This window comes from Novosphingopyxis sp. YJ-S2-01, assembly GCF_016093175.1.
GTDB classification, from domain to species: Bacteria; Pseudomonadota; Alphaproteobacteria; order Sphingomonadales; family Sphingomonadaceae; genus Novosphingopyxis; species Novosphingopyxis iocasae.
In genome coordinates this window covers 2451690-2470719 of the sequence record NZ_JAEDAI010000001.1, presented here as the reverse complement: position 1 = coordinate 2470719, position 19030 = coordinate 2451690, and the positions used below count along the sequence as shown (strand labels likewise).

Here is a 19030-nt window from a genome sequence, read left to right as displayed (position 1 = left end):
TCCGTTTTATCAGATCGAAATGTGTCGCGCACCAGACTTGGTGGCCGAGGCCGGTCGCGGTCGGACATAGGGTCGCACGCCCGATACCAAGCCAACGCACAATGCGAAAACCGCCGAAAGGGCCGCCGTACGCAAAGGATAATCGACCATGCTATGCAGCATGATCGCCGTTCCGGCTATGATGGCTGCCTGAGCGAAAGGCTCACGTTCATCGGCGCCCCAGACCGCGCGCGCTCGTACGCTCCACCATATCAGGAAAAGGACGGCCAGAGCGATACCGGGCAAACCGGTTTCGAGAAGAAGCTCTATCCAGTCGCTATGCGCGTGGTTCATGTAAAACGGCGTAACCGTGCTCAGAGGTTCCTGAGTGCGGTAAATACTCTGGAATGTTCCTACGCCCGAGCCGACCGGCAAATAATCTCCAGCCGCGTCCAGTGTCCGGGAAAAGGATGTTTGCCGCGAGAAATTAGCCTGATCGCCCTGTTTACCGAAAAGATTGTTCCCAAAGGGGCCGATGACGATTGTCAGGATGGCCGCGACGGTTCCGATTGCGGTAATTCCGAGCGCTAGCCGACGGAAAATCGGACGCTGCTTCCCAAAAACCAACCAGGTAACCAAGGTAATGGGCACGCCGAGGCCGATACCGGCCAGCGACGCGTTAATCAACAGGCCTACCAAAATTACGGCATAGGCACCGCTGATCATTAGCCTAATAGCGGATACGTTTCGGGGTGAGCGATGGCGCTTAAGAAGTGCCTTTTGTAGCGCAGCAAGAAAGGGAATGGAGACGAGAAGCAGTGTTGCGTTATGGTTGCTATTTGCGAAGAAACCGACCGCGGCTCCGTAATTGGTAATCTCGTAAATATAGGCGCTGCCGCCGCTGACGACCTGGAGGGCACCAAGTGCAACGGAAACGAGCGTAACGGCGACGACCACAATAGCGACCCCACGACCGCGGAATGCGCCCAATACGACAGTAGCCAAGAAGATCGCGAACGCCGGTAGCAACCAGAGAAGGCTCGCCAGGCTGTTGCCGGGAGCGAGCGAAAGTGGGAGCCAGGGTAGCGGCATCTCAAGCAACCGATACCCCTCTACCACGGAGCCGCGACCTGGCAGTAAGGTCCAGATTGAAGGCGGAAGCGGGATGAGCTGCACCAGCGCAATCAGAACCAGCAGCGCCCATAGAGCAAGCGGCGCTCTTATCGCGGTGGGAATGCCCGTTTGCGCCAAGGTCCACAACGCCCAACCGATAATCGGAATCGCCGCAAGCTGAAGCAACAGATTGACGGTATAGCCAGCGGCGCTGGCACCGCCAAGCAGAAGACAGGCGAGCAAATACGTGGGAACAACGAGGTGACGGATCATTATTCCTTCAATCCCAGCGACCGAATGGCAACGTCGCGAACGGTGGTGTTGATTTCTTCCGGGAATTCTCCAGCCTCGCCATATAGCTGGAAATTCTGTGCTGCACAGTCTTCCGGCACGGTGAAGGCACCGCTGCGCTGTTTTCCGGCGGGCTAGTCGCCCACGGGTAGATTAATAAGCGAAGCGTTTTTTCCCGTCGCGCAAGAAATCCGCCAAAACAGACCTGATGCGGTATTCGACTTGCCCCCCTCTGATGCAAAAGTCAGGCGATAGCGGCCTGGTTTGAGCACGAGCGTCTGGGAGGCCAAGCTGCCGGATTCTCGACCGTAATATTCCACGGAAAGACCTTGCTTGCCAGGGTCCGCTGCACCGAGACTGTTCGCAGTTAAGGTCCAGTTGAACGGCGGGGAGCCCACGGTCCGTTCGAAATCGGAATTGTAGATGGGAGCGGCCGCCTGCGCCTCGGCAATCTGGTATATCCGCCTCCAGATCGCTCGTGCGTCGCGATACCGCCCGTTGGAGACGAGCCGTCCTATCAAGGCGGGACCCCAACTGCCTTCTGCGCCCGCGTTCTTGATCGCGGTTGGACTGGCCAAGTCGAAGATGCGCGCTGCTTCCGCGTCTCCGTTGGCAAGCGCCAAAAGAACACGCTGCTCGAGCGCCGGATCGGTCTGCAATGTTCGCCGTACCGCAGGAAGAGTTCGAGGATCAGTCGCCATGGCTACCAGCGCCTTGGTAATCGGCGTGTTGGCCCTTCCGACGAGGCGGGACAGGAGGCTGAATTGCTCGGCGGCCTTTTCATATTGCTGATCAAGCAAATATCGTTCGAGCAAAAAAGCGTCGATCAAACGATTGCGTGGATCGAGCCGCTGGCCAGCCTCCAACAGCGAGGTGGCGCGCTCAGAATCGCCGTCAATAGCGTTCTGACGGCCAAGAATCAGGTAGGGTTGCTCGTTCAATGGTTCAGTCGCGGCGACACGGCGAACCGCTTCCAGATCGGCTTCATCAAGCGTGGCTTTTGAGCCGGGCTTGACCTGCGCAACCTTTGCAATAGCGAGTCCTAGCGTGATCCGCGGATTCTCGGGATCAAGGGCTAGGGAGAGTGGCGATGTTGCTGGAAGCACTCGCGAAACTGAGGTTTGAAAACAACACCAGGCAAGTGCCAGGCCAGCAAGGAAGAGCAAAAAGGCAGTAACCGCTCCGCGAGGACTCTTTAGTGCGTCAATCTTCATTTTCCACCGTTAAACGAATGCGGCGTTTTTTGTTCTCGTCCGGCACGTATCGGTACTGTTCCTGCTTGTCGCCGTAACCATAGCCATAGCCGTAGCCATAAGCCGACTGCGCTTGGTAGCGGACAAGAACGGCACCAATCATATGGGCACCAGCGGTCTTGAGCCGGTTTTGAGCCTCGACGGCGGCGCGCGTTCGCGTGCGCCCGGCTTCGACGATCATAAGTGTCGCCTGAACTACGCTGGATAGCATCGGGCTGTCGGCGAGACCAAGTACAGGGGGACCATCGACGATCACAATATCGAAAGTCGACGATGCATCGTTGAGCAGGGATGCGAAACGTGCGGAGGCAAGTAGCTCCGGAGGACTTGGCGGGATAGCGCCAGCAGGCATCATCCACAAGTTCGCTACGTCGGTTTTTAACACATGCTCCGTAAGCGATTCTGTGTTGGTAAGAATGTAAGAGAGGCCGACGTCTTCCTTCCCCGTAACGAAGGCAGGGCGGCGCATGTCGGCGTCGATCATCAAGACGCTCTTGCCCAGTCGTGCGAAGCTTTGTGCCATCGCCCATGCAGAGGTCGACTTGCCCTCGGCCGGGCGCGTACTCGTGACAAGTAGGGTTTTCGGTACACCTCCTTCTGTCGCAAACTGCATCGCGGTTGCCAGCGAAAGATAGGCCTCCGACATCGCCGACCCGCTGTCGCGCAATTCGTCTACGGGGCGCTCCGCCTGCGTAGTCGGAATCCCGCCTAGGAAGGGTAATTTCAGTTTGTTGCGAACGTCGTCGGGTGACTTGATCGTGTCGTTGACGAATTCGAGCGCTAGCGCCGAAAGCATTCCCACGATCAATCCGAGAACCGTCCCGATCAACAGATTCAGGTAGAGATTAGGCGAAAAAGCACTGTTTGCCGGCTGCGCTGGATCGATCACGGACGCGATGGCAGCGCCAATGCCGCCCGCCACGCCGATCTGCTTGTACCGCTGAAGTAGCGCATTGTAGAGCTCGCGGTTGGTGTCGACGTCCCGCTGCAAAATATTGTATTGGATACGCTTTCCGCGCTGATCGAGCACTTGCCCGCTGAGGCTAGCGACCTGCTGCTTAAGGCGATTTTCCTCGGCCTGCGCCGCCTGATAATCCTGCCTCAAAGCGTTCAAGCGATCCGTTCGAGCGCCTTGGGTTTCCTGCGTAGCAGCGCTCCTCAGCGCATCGATTTGCGCTTGTAACGCGACCATCTCGGGATAATCGGGTTTGAACGTCTGTAGTTTTTGTTGGTATTCAGCCTGCAGACTTGCGATTTGGCCGCGCAGCCCCGCAGTACTCGCCGTGGTCTCACTTGTCGTTCCACCGGATACCGCCTGACGATAACGCTGCTCTGCCGCGATGCGCCTAGCTTGTGTTTCGGCCAGAGCCGAATTGAGTGCCACCAGCGAATTGCCGGTCAACGAATTCGTGTCGCCGCCCGCGCTACCCTCGGCGCCGCCTTGCGTCGTGATGAGCTGCTGTTCCTGAGCGTAATTTGTAAGCTGGCGTTCCGAACGTTCGAGATCGCGCCGCGTTGTCGCAATCTGTTTTTCAAGGAAATCACGAGCATAAGACGTCGACTGGTAACGCCGCTCTAAATTCATGGCGATATAGGCTTCAGCTGCCGCATTGGCGATCCGCGCTGCCAGTTCGGGGTCGCGAGCAACGAACGACAGACGCACGATCATACTCTGAGGCTCGAGCTCAGCTTCAAGCCCGGAAGCCACGTAACTTGCAGCTATCTCGGTATTGACGCTACGATCTCCACCTTCTCCAACGATTTCCTCATTACTGGCGAGATTCAAATCCTGCGCGACGCGTTCAGCCAATGCATCGCTTTCGAGCAGGCCCAACTGCGTACCGATAAAGTTCGTGTCGCTACCAGCGGAAGCCTGCCGCCCGCTGACGTTATCTTCGTCGCTCAGGACTTCAACCTGCGGTGGGTTGAGCTCAAGCGAAGCAACCGAGCGATATTTCAGCGGCGTTAGCAACGTGAGGAGAACTGCTGCAGCAATTCCAACGCCGATAGCTGCCAGGATCAACCATCGCCACTCAACGGCGACGCGCCACAGCAGCGACAGCGAAAGTTCCTGCCCAGTTCCGGACCCTGCACCATAGGCTCCATAGCCTTCGTCCATCGTGGACGAGGCGAGTTCGCGCCTGTCGGTCGTGCCAACATTCAACTCACTGGGGCCGCCGGCCCTCACGCTCGACATCGAAACTATGCTCCGGACTTAAAATGCAAACAGAAGGGTGGAGGCGAGCGGAAGCGACTGCAGGATATCGCGTTGCGCCTGCTTCAGACCCGAGCCGTCTACGATGATGGTGTCGCCAGCATAAATCTGCGGGTTTTTTTCCTCACCGTCTCGAATGCTTTCGAGATCGAAAGCAGCGGCTACCTGCCTGCCATCAATCACCCGATACACCGCGACGCGATGAGGGTTGGCAAGTTCGTTCGTGCCATTAGCGGCCGCAATTGCCTGAATAAGCGTGAGCGAATTCCCTCGGATCGGATAGATACCTGGCTTCACGACCGACCCATCGACTGTCACCACCCGGCTGAGGGACTCCTTCAAGGCGATCGTAACGTCGGGATCGCGAAGATACTTTTCCTGCAATCCGCTTTCCACCTTCGCCGACAATTCGTTGGTGCTCAAACCTACCGCCTGAACCTTGCCGATTAAAGGCATGGTCAGCACTCCGCTCTGATCGACGACATAGTCTCCGCTAAGCTGCGGAACATCGAATACCAGCACGCTGACGGTATCGAGCGGAGCCAGCTTGTAGACGGCATCACTCGATACCACCTGGGGCGCATCGGGTGGCCCGAAGTTCTGCACATTGTAAGGGATGTTGCCGCCTCTTCCGGATGTACAGGCAGATAAGAGAAGCGCGAAAGCAATGGCTAACACGCGTGCTACTGTTTCGCTCTTCATAATGGAATGTCCTGAAATCTCTGCACGCAACCGAGCGCGCGCGTTACAACTATCTCTACTGATCAGCAAGCGCCGCCTGCCGTTGCGTCGCTAAGAAACGAACTGTTTCTTCTTCGAGTACGATCGCGGTCAACACGCCCGTACGATAGGCGCCCGTATCGATTCCGATACGATTGGTACGTCGATCCACCGCTTCGGTGACAGTATGACCGTGAACGACGACGCAACCGTGATCGTGCCCATCGGAAAGAAAGGGTTGGCGGATCCAGCGAAGGTCTTGAGGTTGTTGATCCTCGATCGCGACGCCCGGCCGAATACCGGCATGAACAAGAAGATAATCGCCGAAGCGAACGGTGTCACCGAAACTACGCAGAAACTCGACATGCTGCTGCGGAATAACGTCCTCGAGCGCTCGCGCGATCTGCGCGCTTTCCATAGCCTTCAATGCGGCCGGCGACAGTCCGTAACTCTCGACGAAAGCGTCTCCGCCGAACCCCAGCCAATCATAAGCGACGCCGTCTTCGCCATCGAGAACACGCAGCAGTACCTCTTCATGGTTGCCGAGCAGGAAAACACAACGCGCAGGATAGTCCTGAAGGTGAAGAAGCCGCTCGATCACCCCAGCGGAATCCGGACCCCGATCGATCAGATCTCCTAGAAAAACTAGTGTTACCGAAGCGATAGGGCGGGCCAGTATGTCGGATTCGATCCGCGCAAGAAGATCGTCCAGCAGATCGCTGCGGCCATGGATGTCCCCCACGGCGTACAAACGTTTACCCGCCGGACCCGAACTAGAGCGGCCAGAGCTAAAATTGTCCTTCACTCGGCGAAACAGATTGCGAACCACAGATACCTCAAAATATGCGCTACGAGGAAGCAGCGCATGACGTCGTGTGAAACTGACCCGGCTACATCGTCCAGCGCTCAACGCCGGCAGGCAAATCAGTTTTGGCCAAAGCGTTCTTCAAATCCGCGATTCGGCCATTCTCGCGCAGTGTTTGCACGATCCCACCAATACCTTCGATGAATTCCCTGTGCGGTACGGCCAGTACGATAAGGTCGTAAGTTGAATCGGACGGATCGGAAACGAGATCGATCGCATACTCATGCCGGGCTTCCTCGGCCGACACAAGCGGATCATGCACATCGGTCTGGTGACCCAAAGCGCGGAGCGCCGTGACCAAATCGGCGACCTTGGAATTTCGTAGATCGGGCACGTCAGGCTTGAATGCCAGCCCGAGAACCAAAGTCCGACCCGGCGTGCCGCCTGCCCATTCGTGAACCGTTTTGGCGGTCCACTCGGCCATTCCGTCGTTCATGCCACGTCCGGCGAGGATGATCCGTGGATCTAAGCCTAGTTCACTCGCACGGTGGGCGAGATAAAAGGGATCAACACCTATGCAGTGGCCCCCCACGAGGCCGGGCTCGAACTTCAAGAAATTCCATTTCGTGCCGGCTGCCGCCAGAACGTCCCAAACCGAAAGGTCCATGCGGTCAAAAATTTGCGTAATTTCGTTGATGAACGCAATGTTGATGTCGCGCTGGGCGTTCTCGATCACCTTCGCCGCCTCGGCCGCCTTTATTGAGGCGGCGCGGAAGATTTCACCGCTGGTAACGTTGCTGTAGAGATCGGCAATCTCTTCGAGCACTTCGGGTGTCTGCCCGGACACGACCTTGGCGATCTTGTCCACGGTATGCACTTTGTCGCCAGGATTAATGCGTTCCGGCGAGTAGCCGAGGAAAAAGTCCTTTCCGCAGATTAGCCCGCTCGCCTGTTCGAGCGCAGGACCGCATAGATCCTCGGTCACACCAGGGTAGACCGTACTTTCATATACGACAATGGCAGGGCTGCTGTCGCGTTCGCGTGTCCTCAGCATCTGGCCGACGGTTCGCGTCGCCGCCATTAGGATCGACAGATCGGGCCGATTGTCCTGGTCCACGGGCGTCGGCACGGTGACGATATATATGTCGGCCGAAGGGCAGGCTTCGGGGTCGGCCGTAAAACTTATTTCCGTCGCGGCAAGGCGGTCGCGGTCGATCTCACCGGTACGATCGTGCCCCTGTTCCAGTTCAGCAATGCGTCCGGTGTCGATATCGAGGCCCCAAGTCTGGCACGATCGGGCCAATGTGACCGCCAGCGGGAGCCCGACATAACCCAAGCCGACCACCACTACGCGTTTCTGATGCGCCATCTTAAAACCCTTCATTCCGTCTTTCTTCGGCAACGTCGCCGTTTAGCGATCGGAGAGCGCGATACAAGGCAGTAGTCTGCAAGCTGGTAACAGCGTCTTGTGGTAACGCAGATCGTTACGTTCCGAATGGTCAATTCAAGCAGGCCGCCAGCAGCATCGCGCGGCTTCATTTTTCCCAAAAAATCAAACTAAGCTGGCGAAGTCCACCGGGCCACCCGTTGGCGATAAGCCTTATTGCCTACGAATATCCCTAGAAACAACCAGCCGAAAACGAACCGCCTAGCTCGCTTCCGCGAGCAGTACTGGGCGTAATGCATTGGCGAAATTGCGGTGGAAACCGAGCAGGGGGTGCGTGAGAGCAAGAAGGCTCAGAGCATGAAACCTCCTCAGGGTCTGCTCGTCTTTCCCGGCTCCGCTCCATTCGGGGGAGATTGCAATGTAGCGGCCGGAACGACTGTGGGTTTTGGCTTCAGCAATGCTGCGGCGTAATTGTTGGCCTGGCTGCGGGCTGGCCATCGGAACATCTTTCCGCAGTCAATTTCCTTGGCATCCGGTGCAGCTTCGGCGAAGGCAACCCAGCAAGAATGAACAAGCCGCGCTACGGCCCGGTCTTCCTCGGTCGGGCTTGCATCCTCAATTGGCGCGTAGCTGTCCAGCGTGTCGAAAACGAAGGGCAACTCACCTGCATGCGGGGCACCGTTCGGGTGCTCGGACTGCAGCGCCGAGGGGACGTAATCGAAAAAATAGTGGAAGACAGGCCGGTGCCCCTCTGCAAGTGCCGCAACGCGCTGGGTGCCGGCGAGGCGCCCTTCGTCCGAATTGGTGCCAAGCATCAACATGACATCATTTTCTGCACGCTTCTCGAAGGCGTCCATGATGGAGCCGGGCTGCACAACGCCGTCAGAGATCGTGCGGAAGCCGAAGCCGCCGATCTTATGTTCCAGAAAACGCCTCGCATCGAGTGCTCGAAGCTGCGCGGCGCTGGCATCTGCCCCGGGAAGCCCGAGATCGCTTGCCACCTTCGCGCCGATCGCTTCTGCCTTCGCCAGCGGAGTGGCGGGGGTGGGAAGAGATCCGGTGGATTCGATAATTGCCTTGCCAAACAGCCCTTTCGCCATGGGTGAGGTGACCAGATTGGCAGTCATCGTGGCGCCGGCGCTTTCCCCGAAAAGGGTGATATTGTCTGGATCGCCGCCGAAAGCCTCAGCGTTTTCTTTGACCCAGCGGAGCGCAGCGATCGCATCCAACAAAGCGTAGTTGGCGTTCGGCCCGCCGTTCTTCTCGCGCGTCAGAGCGGGATGGGCAAAGCCGCCGAGCCCGCCGAGACGATAGTTGATCGTGACGAGAATCACGCCGTCGCGCGCGAAAGCCGTGCCGTCATAGGTCGGCAGGCTGCCCGCGCCGACCACGCCGCCACCGCCGAACAGCCAGAGCATGATCGGCGCTTTCGTCGCGGTCTTCGGTGCCCAGATGTTGAGGGTGAGGCAGTCCTCCGAAACGGGGCCATGATAGCCGCCGAAATTGGGCGTGCCATCCGCATTGATCGGCTGAAGACAGGCCGGGCCGAAGGCGACAGCGTCTCTAACACCTTCCCAGCTGATCGGGCGAGGAGCCGCCCAGCGTCCCTCTCCGACGGGTGGCTGCGCGTAGGGAACACCGCGAAACGCCCTGACGCCGTTATCTACGCTTCCTCTCAGCGGGCCGGAGGTCGTGCGCACGAGATCACTGCCGATACGCTGCACTTCGCCCGGGGTCGTGCAAGCCGTGACGATCAGCGCACAGGCTAGTCCTAGCGAACGTTTCACAGACCGCGGCCTTCCGGAAGGAGGCGCAGCAGAAGCTCCCGCTCATGATCGGGATCGTCAACCACCTTCGGCGGCACTTCGAAGATCATGGTGGCGCGGCCCCTGGCATCGTAGCGCGGCCAGGCAGGCAGGTCCTTCGTGTTCGGATTGCCGGTACGCGCAAAAGCTATCCACGCCTCCGACATGAGGTCCGCCATGCGCTGTTGCTCCGGACCGACCCCGGTGTACGATGTAGAACGCGCCACATTGTCGAATACGAAGGCGATATCGAGGGCGTGGGGCGCTTTCAGGCGGCCGCCTTCCACCGGAGTCTCCCAGTCCAGCCGGTACATGTAAACGGGGGCTGCGGATTGGGCGCTCTTGCGTTCAGCCTGCAGGATGGCCGTGCTGCGATAATTGCGGAACGTGGCCACCTGAAAATATACCTCGCTCGCATCCGCATCGGGATAGGCCTTTCGCATTCCGTCGATCACGGCGGTTACGTCGGCATCTTCCACGACAGGCTTCAGCTTTTCGGGCAGTTCCTCCCAGGTGAGATCGAAGGCCGCTGGATCGGCAAGGCCTGCCTGCAGCCGCATCTCCGTGCGGTTCGTGCCGACGAGCAGAGGAACGTCTTTGGAAATCGGGGTGGCATCGGGTGCGAAGGGCTGACGCTTCAGCGATCGCCCGTCGACTACGGGGCGGAAGAACGCCGCATGTGTCTTCGACTGCATGAGAACTTTGACATATTGCTCTGTCGGCAAAGCCGCGAGCCCGGCGACGTCGCCTTGCTCAAGACCTGCGGTCTTGAAGATATCGCGGGTCAGACCGGTTGCGAGCCGGGGGGTGAAACCGGAGAGGGACATCGATCCGGACTGGGCGATCGCCTTGTCGAACAGGCCGTCCGCCTGCTCCATTCCGAGCAAGGTCGACACCTTGGCCGCGCCGCCTGATTCGCCGAAAATGGTAACATTGTCCGGATCGCCGCCGAACGCCGATGCATTGTCGCGCACCCATTCGAGCGCTTTGACGGTATCCAGACTGCCCAGGTTGCCGGCATCGGCGTAACGCGGATCGTCGGTGACGCCGGCGAGATAGAGATAGCCGAACCCGTTCAGCCGATGATTGAGGGTGACGACCACGACATCGCCGCGCTCGGCCAGCCGCGTTCCGTCATAGCCGCGGCTTGAGCCCGACCCGGTGACGTAGCCGCCGCCATGTAGCCAGACCATGACCGGCCGTTTCTTTCCGTCCGAAAGCCCCCGGGTCCAGACGTTGACGAACAGACAATCCTCGCTTTGCGGCAGATCGTTCACCCAGGACCGGAAGACTGGTACGTCGCCTGACGGGCGCTGCGGGCAATCGGCGCCGAACTGCGTCGCGTCTCGAGGCTCGGTCCAGCGCTCTGGGGACAGAGCGGTTTGAAAGCGCCTGCCCTCCGTGGATGCGCCGTAGGGGACGCCGCGAAAAATGCTGACTTTTCCGTCTTCGCTGCGCGTTCCGATAACCGGTCCATTACTCGTTTCCAGAATCGGGACGGCGGAAGCCTTCTCGGTGCTTGTGGAACCTGCCGGAACGGTTGTGCATGCGGTCATGGCAGCGGATGCCATCAAGGCAATGGCAGGCATCCAGCTACGTGATCTGCAAGTCGTTGTCATAAGTGTTTCCTCTCCTCTGGGCGCTCTCGATCGCCCCGTTTTCCTCGTACCGTTTCTTCGAACGGCTTCGTCATTCGACCAGTCACCGTGTTCGTTAGGAACTCGGCGCGGCATACCGGATCACCGAGAGTGTGTAGCGCGTATTTTACAGACAGTCACGATTGTTTCTTGATTAGATTGCCGGCGGCAGGCATCATGCCCTCGATAACCGCCGCCCGGATCGGGGCAGGCGGGCACAAGGGAGAGGGCTTATGGATATGCTTGTCAGGCCGAACCGGCGTCGGTTCATGGGGATGTCGCTCGCAGGCGGCGCATTGATCGCGACACGTCCCGTAGCAGCGCAATCGCTTTTCCCGGTGGTGGAAACCACGAACGGCAAATTGCGCGGAATGTTGGCGGGCGGGATCGCCAAGTTTCTCGGCGTCCGCTACGCCGCACCCACTTCCGGGGCCAATCGCTTCCGATCGCCGCAACCGGTCGAAAAATGGTCCGGCGTGCGCGGTGCGCTGCAATATTCCGACACGGCTCCGCAGGTCCCGGGGGATCGGCGGCATGCTTATGCCGATCTCATCATGTTTGAAAATCAGCCGCGGGGCCCCGGCGAGGACAATCTCGCGCTCAACCTGTGGTCCCCCACGCTGGATCGGCAAGCGGCAAAACCGGTAATCGTCGTGCTCCACGGCGGCGGTTTCTACGGCGGATCGGGCAACAATATCGGCATGGACGGGGAGGAGATGGCGCGCTTTTCGGACAGCGTCGTCATCTCCGTCACCCATCGCCTCGGCGCATTGGGCTTCCTGCATTTGGCGGACGTCGCCGGTGAGGAGTTCGCATCCTCCGGCACCGTAGGAATGCAAGATATCGTCGCCGCGCTGGCCTGGGTGCGCGACAATGTGGCTGAGTTCGGCGGCGATCCCGGCCGCGTGCTGGTCTACGGCCAATCCGGCGGCGGTGCCAAGACGAGCACGCTGATGGCGATGCCGAGTGGCAAGGGCCTCTTTCACCGGGCGGGTGTCATGAGCGGATCGGCGCTGCGCATGATGCCCGAGGAGATTGCCGTCCAAAACGCGGCCAAGCTTATGAAGGCGCTGGATATCCAAGATGTCTCTGCGCTCCAGTCCGTTCCCTGGACGAGCCTCCTCGAAACGCAGGCCAAGCTGGAAGCGGCGGCGCGGGCGAAGGGCGAAGCACCCACATCCTTTGCGCCGGTGGTCGACGGCGTCGTGCTTCCGCGGCATCCGTTCGATCCGGACGCGCCCAAGGTGAGCGCCGAAGTGCCGATGATCATCTCGACCGCACTGGACGAGCGATCTTACCGGATGGTCGATTTCGACATGAGCGAACAGGGCCTGCGGGAATTCGCGCGTAAGCGGGCTGGCGATCGAGCGGCTGAGGTGCTTGACCTCTACCGTGCCGAAGCGCCGGGCGAGACGCCGTTCCTGCTCGCGGCCCGCATGGATAGCGACATCTGGTTCCGCAAGGGTGCTTTCGCGCAGGCCGAGCGCAAGGCGGCGCAGAGCGGTGCGAAGCTTTGGACCTATTTGTGGACCTGGCCCAGCCCGGCCTTCGGTGGGCGCTACGGCGCGGTTCATGGCATCGACGTTGCACCCAGCCTTCACAGCATTCGCGGCGGCCTCAACGGGCCCAGTAACGAAAGCCTGGCGATGGCCGACAAGATCGCGTCCAGCTGGGCCAGCTTCGCCGCCAGTGGTGACCCGAATAACGATAAGCTGCCCGCCTGGGCCGCTTATGATCAAGCGAACCGATCCACCATGATCATGAACTTGGACGCGCATGTCGAACAGGATCCGCGCGCCGAAATTCGCCGCTTCTGGGACGGGATCGATATCGGGCGCGGGGACGTCGAATGACGCAGAAGGGCGCGCCCGTTCTCGAGGCAGAGCGTGCCCTCACCAACATCAGTCGTCGCTCCGCGCTCGTGGGGGGAGGGGTGCTGGCTGCGCTCGGCCCTACGTCGCTGAAACCGGCGCAGGCCAGCGCCGGAACTGACGAGGAAAGCGACGGCGGCGACTGGATCGCCGTCATGCCCGCGATCACGCGCTATATCGCCGGAGCCACCAGCGCCGCCGTGCCGTCCGCCATCCGTGAGCGTGCACGCTTACATATTCTGGACACGCTTGCTTCGATCATCGCCTGCAGCTCGCTGGAAGCGGCGCGGCACGGGCGGCTATACGCGGTGACGCTGAGCGGCGGACTGGAGAGCCCGATCCTGGGCTCCATGCATCGCGCAAGCCTGATCGATGCGACCTTCGCTTCGGCGATGACCGCGCATGCCGCGGAGATTAACGACTTCATTCCGTCCGCATATGTGCAACCCGGCCCGGCAATCGTCAGTGCTGGGATCGCGTTGGCGCACAAGCACCGTCGCTCCGGCCATGATTTGATCAGCGCGCTGGTAGCCGGTTACGAACTGGCGGGCCGCATGCCCAAAGCCATCGGGACGCGCAATCTCTGGAAGGCGGGTCTGGCCAATCACGGTATCGGCCCAGCGTTCGGAACTGGCGCCGCGAGCTCGGCACTGCTGGGGCTTGATGAGCGGCAGGTCAATCATATGCTGGCTTACTGCGCTCAGCAGGCCTCGGGCTCTTGGCAATGGATGCTGGACGTCCAGCATGTCGAAAAGGCGTTCGTTTTTGCAGGAATGGGCGCGCGCAATGGGCTGCAGGCCGCGCTCATGGCATCCATGGGGTTCACCGGCGTTCCCGATAGTCTGGATGCCCCCAAGGGCTGGTTCCGCTGGCCAGCGCTTAGCGGGGAGGGCGCGGATCCGTCCGTCTTGATCGAAGGCCTTGGCGAAACGTTCGAGATGAGCCATGCTGCGATGAAGCGCTATCCGGTGGGCGGCCCCACTCAACCTGCTGTCCGCGCGTTACTCGATCTGCGGCGCGAGATCGGAACGCAGGAGATCGCCGCCATTCGGGTAGAGATGCCGGGGTCGGCGGACACGTTCCGCAGCGCCAACATGCCCGCGCTCAACATCCCCTATCTCGCCGCGATCATCATGATCGACGGGCGGCTGGACTTCGTGGACGCGCAATCGCTCGATCGGATGAACACGGATAGGCGGGCGAAAGCGCTTGCGACGAAGGTGGAGGTGGTAGCCGATCCGACACTCGAAACGGGGGAGGGGGAGGCCCGCACCGAAAGCGCTCGTGTGAACCTGACCACCAAGGACGGAAAGACGCATCAGCGGTTCGTGCCATTTGTGCCGGGCTTTCCCACGCATCCCTTGCAGACGGATGAGGTCGAACAAAAGGCGCGTGAGCTGGTGGTGCCGGTTCTGGGAAAAGACCGGGCCAAAAGATTGATTGCGCTATGCGCATCGCTCGACGACGTGTCATCGATTGAGCCCTTGGTGGCCCTCATGCGCTTTCAGACGAGCTGATGGCGCGGCCCGACCCGACGTCCGGCGGTCCCGCCGCTCGAGAAACCGCCTCTTTCTCGGTGTTCGCCCCGACGGCCGAGCGTTTGCGTCCTGACCGCTCGACCGTCCAGCGCGAATGGAGCGCGCGCCATCTTCGCGGCCTCATGAACCTCTTTCTCCCCAGCTTCCTGGAGGATTTTCAAACGCTGGATGAAGAGGCGATCCGCCGCGACGTCAATCAAGCGATAGCCCACGGCTTCAGCGGCACCCTGCCGATGGTCAACTGGACCGTTCCGGGTGATCCACGGTGGGAACAGTTCCATCGGATTATCATCGACGAAGCGGCCGGACGCCTTCCGGTTCACGGCATAGTCTTTAACGCGCGCGCGGCGGATGACCGGGCGTTGATCGCGGCGCTGGAAAAGCTCGGGGTCGAGTTGGTCCTGCTTGCACCGCGCCATCCCCCGGACATTGATGCGCACGATCTCCATACTTCCATGAAGGATCGGATCACGGCCACCGAGCTACCGATCATGCTGTACGCCGCGCTGGGCGAGGGCAGGAATTTCCCTCACCTCGGCCCCGCGGGCCAGCCACTGGATGTCTATGACCGGCTTGCGGATCTGCCGAATGTGACGTCGATGAAGATTTCCCAGCCCGTGTCTCTCCTGTCTACGATGCAGCTTTGCGCGCGCCTTGGCGATCGGCTTTCCATGGGGCCGGTCAATCTCGATTTCCTCCCGCTTCTCGCAAGACATATCGAGATCGGCTGGAGCGGGCAGTGGAATGCGGAGGCGGTGCAAACGCCTGCGCTTCCCCTGGGGAGCGAGCTGCTGCGGGCTTCGCTACTATCGGATTTCCGAAAACTCGATCGTACGGCGCGGCAGTTGCAACCGGTTCTGGACCGGTTCTTCGCCATCCAAGCTGATGTCATACGCAAGGGCGCGCATCCTTGGGCGCATATGCGCTATTATTCCTGGCTCGGCGGAGGAAATGGCGGCCTGCTTCCACCTGACCCGCATGCACCGGCGGGGGCGGTACCCGTCCTCGATGCGCAGGCGCGCCGCCGTATCCGAAGCGCGTTCGCAGCCTCCGGGCTTCCGTTTACCGACGATCCGGAAGAGCAGTTCGTGGTCGGCCGTGCCGCTTGGGCGCGGGGCGTCAGGATGAGCGCGCTGTCAGCCCTACCCAATTATTCCGTGGAATGAACATGGGTGTGGCTTCCATCGCGGTTTTTCCGTCCGCACTGGTCCGTCGATCGTTGGAAAAAATTGAGCCAATTCAGAAGCGTCAATCAGCTAGTCACTTAAGTTACAAACATACTTGACTGTTTATATTAATGGCCGCATCGTGCCGGTCGAACGCCGCAAGTCGGCGGGAACACTGCAAAAAGCAGGTTCCAAACATGGGAGAGTGATGATGAGGCATGTACGCATCGCCGCACTGTGCGGCGTGTGCCTGGCCGGGATGGCAAACCCCGCTTTGGCGCAGCAGGTAACCCCCACGAACGAAAGCAACGAGCTGGGCCTTGAAGATCGCAATCCCGCGCCCGTGGCCGAGCCCATCGTGGTCACCGGATCGCGCATCGTACGGCGGGACTTTACCGCCGAAAGCCCGATTACGACGATCGATCAGGACTTCATCCAGGATTCCGGCCCGGCCACAATAGAGCAGTCGCTGAACGCTCTTCCCCAATTCCAGGCCACGCAAGGCTCTCAAACCTCGGCCATCACCGGGGGCTCGGGCGGGCGGGCCAATGCCAATCTACGCGGTCTGGGGGCTGAGCGCACGCTGGTGCTGTTCGACGGGCGCCGACTGCAACCCTCCGACACATCGGGCGCGGTCGATCTCAACACGATCTCCTCTGCGCTGATCTCGACGGTCGAGGTGATCACTGGGGGCGCCTCCGCCGTCTACGGATCGGATGCGATTGCCGGGGTAGTGAACTTCAAGTTCAACAACCGTTTCCGCGGGTTCGAACTGGAAGGCAGCGCAGGCATTTCCGAGCTCGGCGATGCCGCCACCTATAGCGGATCGTTGACCTGGGGAGCGGACTTCGCAGATCAGCGCGGCCGAATTTTCCTTTCGGGATCTTATCTAGAGCGCGACACCGCTTCTCAGAACGCCCGCGCCTTCTTTGATAACCAGGATGGTACGTCATCGCCCACCAGTGGCCTGATCATTCAGTCCGGTCGTAATCCCTTCGGCTTCGGAAGGCCGCAAAATGTCGCGGCATTCCGCAATCTGTTCGCCAACACCTATGGCACCAGCATTCCCGGTGTTTCGAGCAGCTACAACATCAATGCCGACGGCACGATTATTGGCCGCAACGGCGCCCTCAATCTGCGTAACACGCAGGGGACCGGCTATATTGTAGCCGAGGGCGTTATCCGTCAGCGCAGCCTTTACGATTCCACCGTTCAACTGCCGATCGAGCGCTATACCGGTTTCGGCCGCGGCGAGTTTGATATCTCATCCGATATCACCGCTTATGCGCAGTTGAACTACGCCAATTACACCGTCGATCAGACGTCTGCGTCCGGGGTGCTACAATCGGTGGTGGATCCCATCCAGATCCCCGTCAGCAACCCGTTCATTACGCCCGATCTCCGGATATTGCTGAATGCACGGCCGGTCCCGACCGCACCTTTCTCCTACTATTTCACGGGAACGCGTATCGGCCGCTTGCGGGTTGAGGAGCAATATGACGTCTATCAGGCGCTGGGCGGCCTTAAAGGGCAGCTGGGATCGTCCTTGGGCTTCGATGTGTATGTTAGCCACGGGAAGACAACGCAGAATTCGCGAACCTTCAACCAGATCAGCCGCAGCCGTTTCAATCAGGTCGTCAGTGCGGCGGACGGCGGCGCAAGCCTGTGCGAAGGGGGTTATGATCCGTTCGGTTTCGCACCTGCTTCCCAATCCTGCTCGGATTTTCTGACCATCGATACGGCCAACCGTTTTACATTCGAACAGACGGTGGTGCAGGGTAATCTGAACGGCCAGATGTTTGAGCTTCCGGGCGGAACGGCGGGATTCGCCGTTGGTGCGGAGTACCGGCGCAACAGCTACGATGCCGCGATCGATCCGCGCCTGAGCCCCCAGCCGACCGGAACGCCGGGCGTCACCACCGCTCCTGAGGTGCTGGGCACGTCCGGCCAATCGTCGTCGGGCGGCGACATCTCGGTGTCCGAAATCTACGGCGAAATTTTGTTGCCGGTCCTGCGCGGGCTCGAGTTCGATCTGGCTTATCGCTATTCCGATTATGATCGGATCGGCGGGGTTCATACATACAAGGCCGGCGCGAACTGGACGCCGATGCGCGGCCTGACCATCCGCGGTGGATATTCGCGCGCCATTCGCGCGCCCAGCCTCGGCAATCTTTTCGCGCCGAGAGAGGGTGCCATTGGCATTATCGGTCGTGCGGCGAGCGGAGGAGGTGACCCTTGCGATGTCACTGGCGATGCCCGCAACGGGCGCATCGAGGGAGTTTCGCCCGATCAGGTACGTGCCCTATGCATTGCGCAGGGCGTGCCGGTTTCGCTGGTCGATGGTTATACTTATTCCGGATCGGCCAACGCTGCCTTCCGGATCGGCAATCCCGATTTGCAGGAAGAAACCGCGGACAGCTACACCATCGGCGCCGTACTGCAACCGCTGTTCATGGACAGTGTGCTGGACGGTTTTTCGCTGTCGGTCGATTACTATAATATCAAGGTAGACGATGCGATCGGCTATGTGACCAGCCCGATCGCGCTCAACCAATGCTATAATTTCGGCGGGCAGAACCCTGATTACGATCCACAGAACTTCGCCTGCCAGCTGATCGAACGGGATGCCTCGGGCCTTCTCGCGAATATCCAGGAGCCGCTCTTCAACCTGGCGCAATATCAGACGTCCGGTATCGATTTTCAGGTCGACGCATCGCTGGATGTCGCAAATATCGGTCGTCTCTTCCTGAAAAGCGCAGTGACCTACGTGATCGACTACAAGATCCAGTCCGTCGATTCGGAACCGGTACGCGATTATGCGGGCACTGTCGGCAATGCCCAAATTGACGGGTTTTCGAGTACGCATCCTGCGTGGAAACACGTCACGACATTGGGCGTCGGCGGGGAACTGGGGTCACTGTCGCTGCGCTGGCGCTATATCGGTCAGCAGGATAATTCCATCATCGTCACCGATCCCAATACGGACGCCGAAGGGGTGCCGGCGATCAGCTATTTCGATCTGATCGGGCGGTTGGTGGTCAACCGCGATTTTGAACTGCGTGGCGGCATCACCAATCTTGCCGATCGCCAGCCGCCCGAATTCGGCGGAAATTCGGTAACGCCAACATCTACGTATGACGTTATCGGGCGGCGTTTTTTTGTAGGAGCGACGGCGCGGTTTTAAAGGCCGCGTCGCCGCCCACGATTTTGCAACTTGGCGGCGAACCGCAGCCTGTGCGAAAGACCGCGA

The 19030-nt window shown here is 60.0% G+C and carries 13 protein-coding genes; 4 read left to right on the top strand and 9 right to left on the bottom strand.

Annotation, left to right across the window (positions count from 1 at the left end):
• Positions 1-9: 9 nt before the first annotated feature.
• The 8 genes from I6A82_RS12095 to I6A82_RS12060 all read right to left on the bottom strand — a co-directional run bounded on the left by I6A82_RS12095 (position 10) and on the right by I6A82_RS12060 (position 11124).
• Entirely contained in the window at positions 10-1365 is a 1356-nt protein-coding gene (locus I6A82_RS12095) for an O-antigen ligase family protein (RefSeq protein WP_198095071.1), read from the bottom strand.
• A gap of 152 nt (positions 1366-1517) precedes the next feature.
• Positions 1518-2597, bottom strand: a complete 1080-nt coding sequence (locus tag I6A82_RS12090) for a tetratricopeptide repeat protein (protein WP_198095070.1) — start codon at positions 2595-2597, stop codon at positions 1518-1520.
• On the bottom strand, positions 2587-4755 hold the full coding sequence (locus I6A82_RS12085; RefSeq protein WP_232343437.1) for a GumC family protein: 2169 nt from the start codon (positions 4753-4755) through the stop codon (positions 2587-2589). The genes I6A82_RS12090 and I6A82_RS12085 overlap by 11 nt, the downstream gene beginning before the upstream one ends.
• 96 nt (positions 4756-4851) lie before the next feature.
• The gene (locus tag I6A82_RS12080; protein WP_198095068.1) at positions 4852-5553 is read right to left on the bottom strand and encodes a polysaccharide biosynthesis/export family protein; all 702 of its coding nucleotides are present in this window, start codon (positions 5551-5553) and stop codon (positions 4852-4854) included.
• Positions 5554-5608: 55 nt separating this feature from the next.
• Positions 5609-6400, bottom strand: coding sequence for a metallophosphoesterase family protein (locus tag I6A82_RS12075; RefSeq protein WP_198095067.1), 792 nt, complete (start codon positions 6398-6400; stop codon positions 5609-5611).
• Between the two features lie 61 nt (positions 6401-6461).
• Positions 6462-7745 (bottom strand): nucleotide sugar dehydrogenase, encoded by a 1284-nt coding sequence (locus I6A82_RS12070; RefSeq protein ID WP_198095066.1) that lies wholly within the window; start codon positions 7743-7745, stop codon positions 6462-6464.
• A 386-nt stretch (positions 7746-8131) separates the two neighbouring features.
• Positions 8132-9463 carry a carboxylesterase/lipase family protein gene (locus tag I6A82_RS12065; protein WP_332310987.1) on the bottom strand — a complete coding sequence of 444 codons (1332 nt, stop codon included), beginning with the start codon at positions 9461-9463 and terminating at the stop codon, positions 8132-8134.
• Positions 9464-9546: 83 nt separating this feature from the next.
• A complete protein-coding gene (locus I6A82_RS12060; RefSeq protein WP_232343436.1) occupies positions 9547-11124 on the bottom strand; it encodes a carboxylesterase/lipase family protein in 1578 nt (525 codons plus the stop codon).
• 314 nt (positions 11125-11438) lie between these two features.
• Between I6A82_RS12060 and I6A82_RS12055 the strand changes: the two genes are divergently transcribed.
• Together I6A82_RS12055 and I6A82_RS12050 are read left to right on the top strand one after the other, a co-directional pair.
• Positions 11439-13058: a carboxylesterase/lipase family protein gene (locus tag I6A82_RS12055; protein ID WP_232343435.1), complete on the top strand. Its 1620-nt coding sequence runs from the start codon at positions 11439-11441 to the stop codon at positions 13056-13058.
• Positions 13055-14593, top strand: a complete 1539-nt coding sequence (locus tag I6A82_RS12050) for an MmgE/PrpD family protein (protein ID WP_232343434.1) — start codon at positions 13055-13057, stop codon at positions 14591-14593. The genes I6A82_RS12055 and I6A82_RS12050 overlap by 4 nt, the downstream gene beginning before the upstream one ends.
• Here the strand turns inward: I6A82_RS12050 and I6A82_RS12045 are convergent.
• Positions 14581-15063, bottom strand: coding sequence for a hypothetical protein (locus tag I6A82_RS12045; protein ID WP_198095063.1), 483 nt, complete (start codon positions 15061-15063; stop codon positions 14581-14583). The genes I6A82_RS12050 and I6A82_RS12045 overlap by 13 nt on opposite strands.
• Before the next feature lie 6 nt (positions 15064-15069).
• On the opposite strand from I6A82_RS12045, the gene I6A82_RS12040 reads away from it, so the two are divergent.
• Together I6A82_RS12040 and I6A82_RS12035 are read left to right on the top strand one after the other, a co-directional pair.
• Positions 15070-15780 (top strand): hypothetical protein, encoded by a 711-nt coding sequence (locus I6A82_RS12040; protein ID WP_198095062.1) that lies wholly within the window; start codon positions 15070-15072, stop codon positions 15778-15780.
• 208 nt (positions 15781-15988) lie between these two features.
• Positions 15989-18964, top strand: coding sequence for a TonB-dependent receptor domain-containing protein (locus I6A82_RS12035; protein ID WP_198095061.1), 2976 nt, complete (start codon positions 15989-15991; stop codon positions 18962-18964).
• The last annotated feature ends 66 nt before the right edge of the window (positions 18965-19030 follow it).

Excerpts from the sequence above, each read along its gene's own strand:
- I6A82_RS12095 (WP_198095071.1), bottom strand. The coding sequence starts at position 1,365 with ATGATCCGTCACCTCGTTGTTCCCACGTATTTGCTCGCCTGTCTTCTG.
- I6A82_RS12090 (WP_198095070.1), bottom strand. The coding sequence starts at position 2,597 with ATGAAGATTGACGCACTAAAGAGTCCTCGCGGAGCGGTTACTGCCTTT.
- I6A82_RS12085 (WP_232343437.1), bottom strand. The coding sequence starts at position 4,755 with ATGGACGAAGGCTATGGAGCCTATGGTGCAGGGTCCGGAACTGGGCAG.
- I6A82_RS12080 (WP_198095068.1), bottom strand. The coding sequence starts at position 5,553 with ATGAAGAGCGAAACAGTAGCACGCGTGTTAGCCATTGCTTTCGCGCTT.
- I6A82_RS12070 (WP_198095066.1), bottom strand. The coding sequence starts at position 7,745 with ATGGCGCATCAGAAACGCGTAGTGGTGGTCGGCTTGGGTTATGTCGGG.
- I6A82_RS12060 (WP_232343436.1), bottom strand. The coding sequence starts at position 11,124 with ATGACCGCATGCACAACCGTTCCGGCAGGTTCCACAAGCACCGAGAAG.
- I6A82_RS12055 (WP_232343435.1), top strand. The coding sequence starts at position 11,439 with ATGGATATGCTTGTCAGGCCGAACCGGCGTCGGTTCATGGGGATGTCG.
- I6A82_RS12050 (WP_232343434.1), top strand. The coding sequence starts at position 13,055 with ATGACGCAGAAGGGCGCGCCCGTTCTCGAGGCAGAGCGTGCCCTCACC.
- I6A82_RS12045 (WP_198095063.1), bottom strand. The coding sequence starts at position 15,063 with ATGGAGATCGTGCGCATCAATGTCCGGGGGATGGCGCGGTGCAAGCAG.
- I6A82_RS12040 (WP_198095062.1), top strand. The coding sequence starts at position 15,070 with ATGAAGGATCGGATCACGGCCACCGAGCTACCGATCATGCTGTACGCC.
- I6A82_RS12035 (WP_198095061.1), top strand. The coding sequence starts at position 15,989 with ATGATGAGGCATGTACGCATCGCCGCACTGTGCGGCGTGTGCCTGGCC.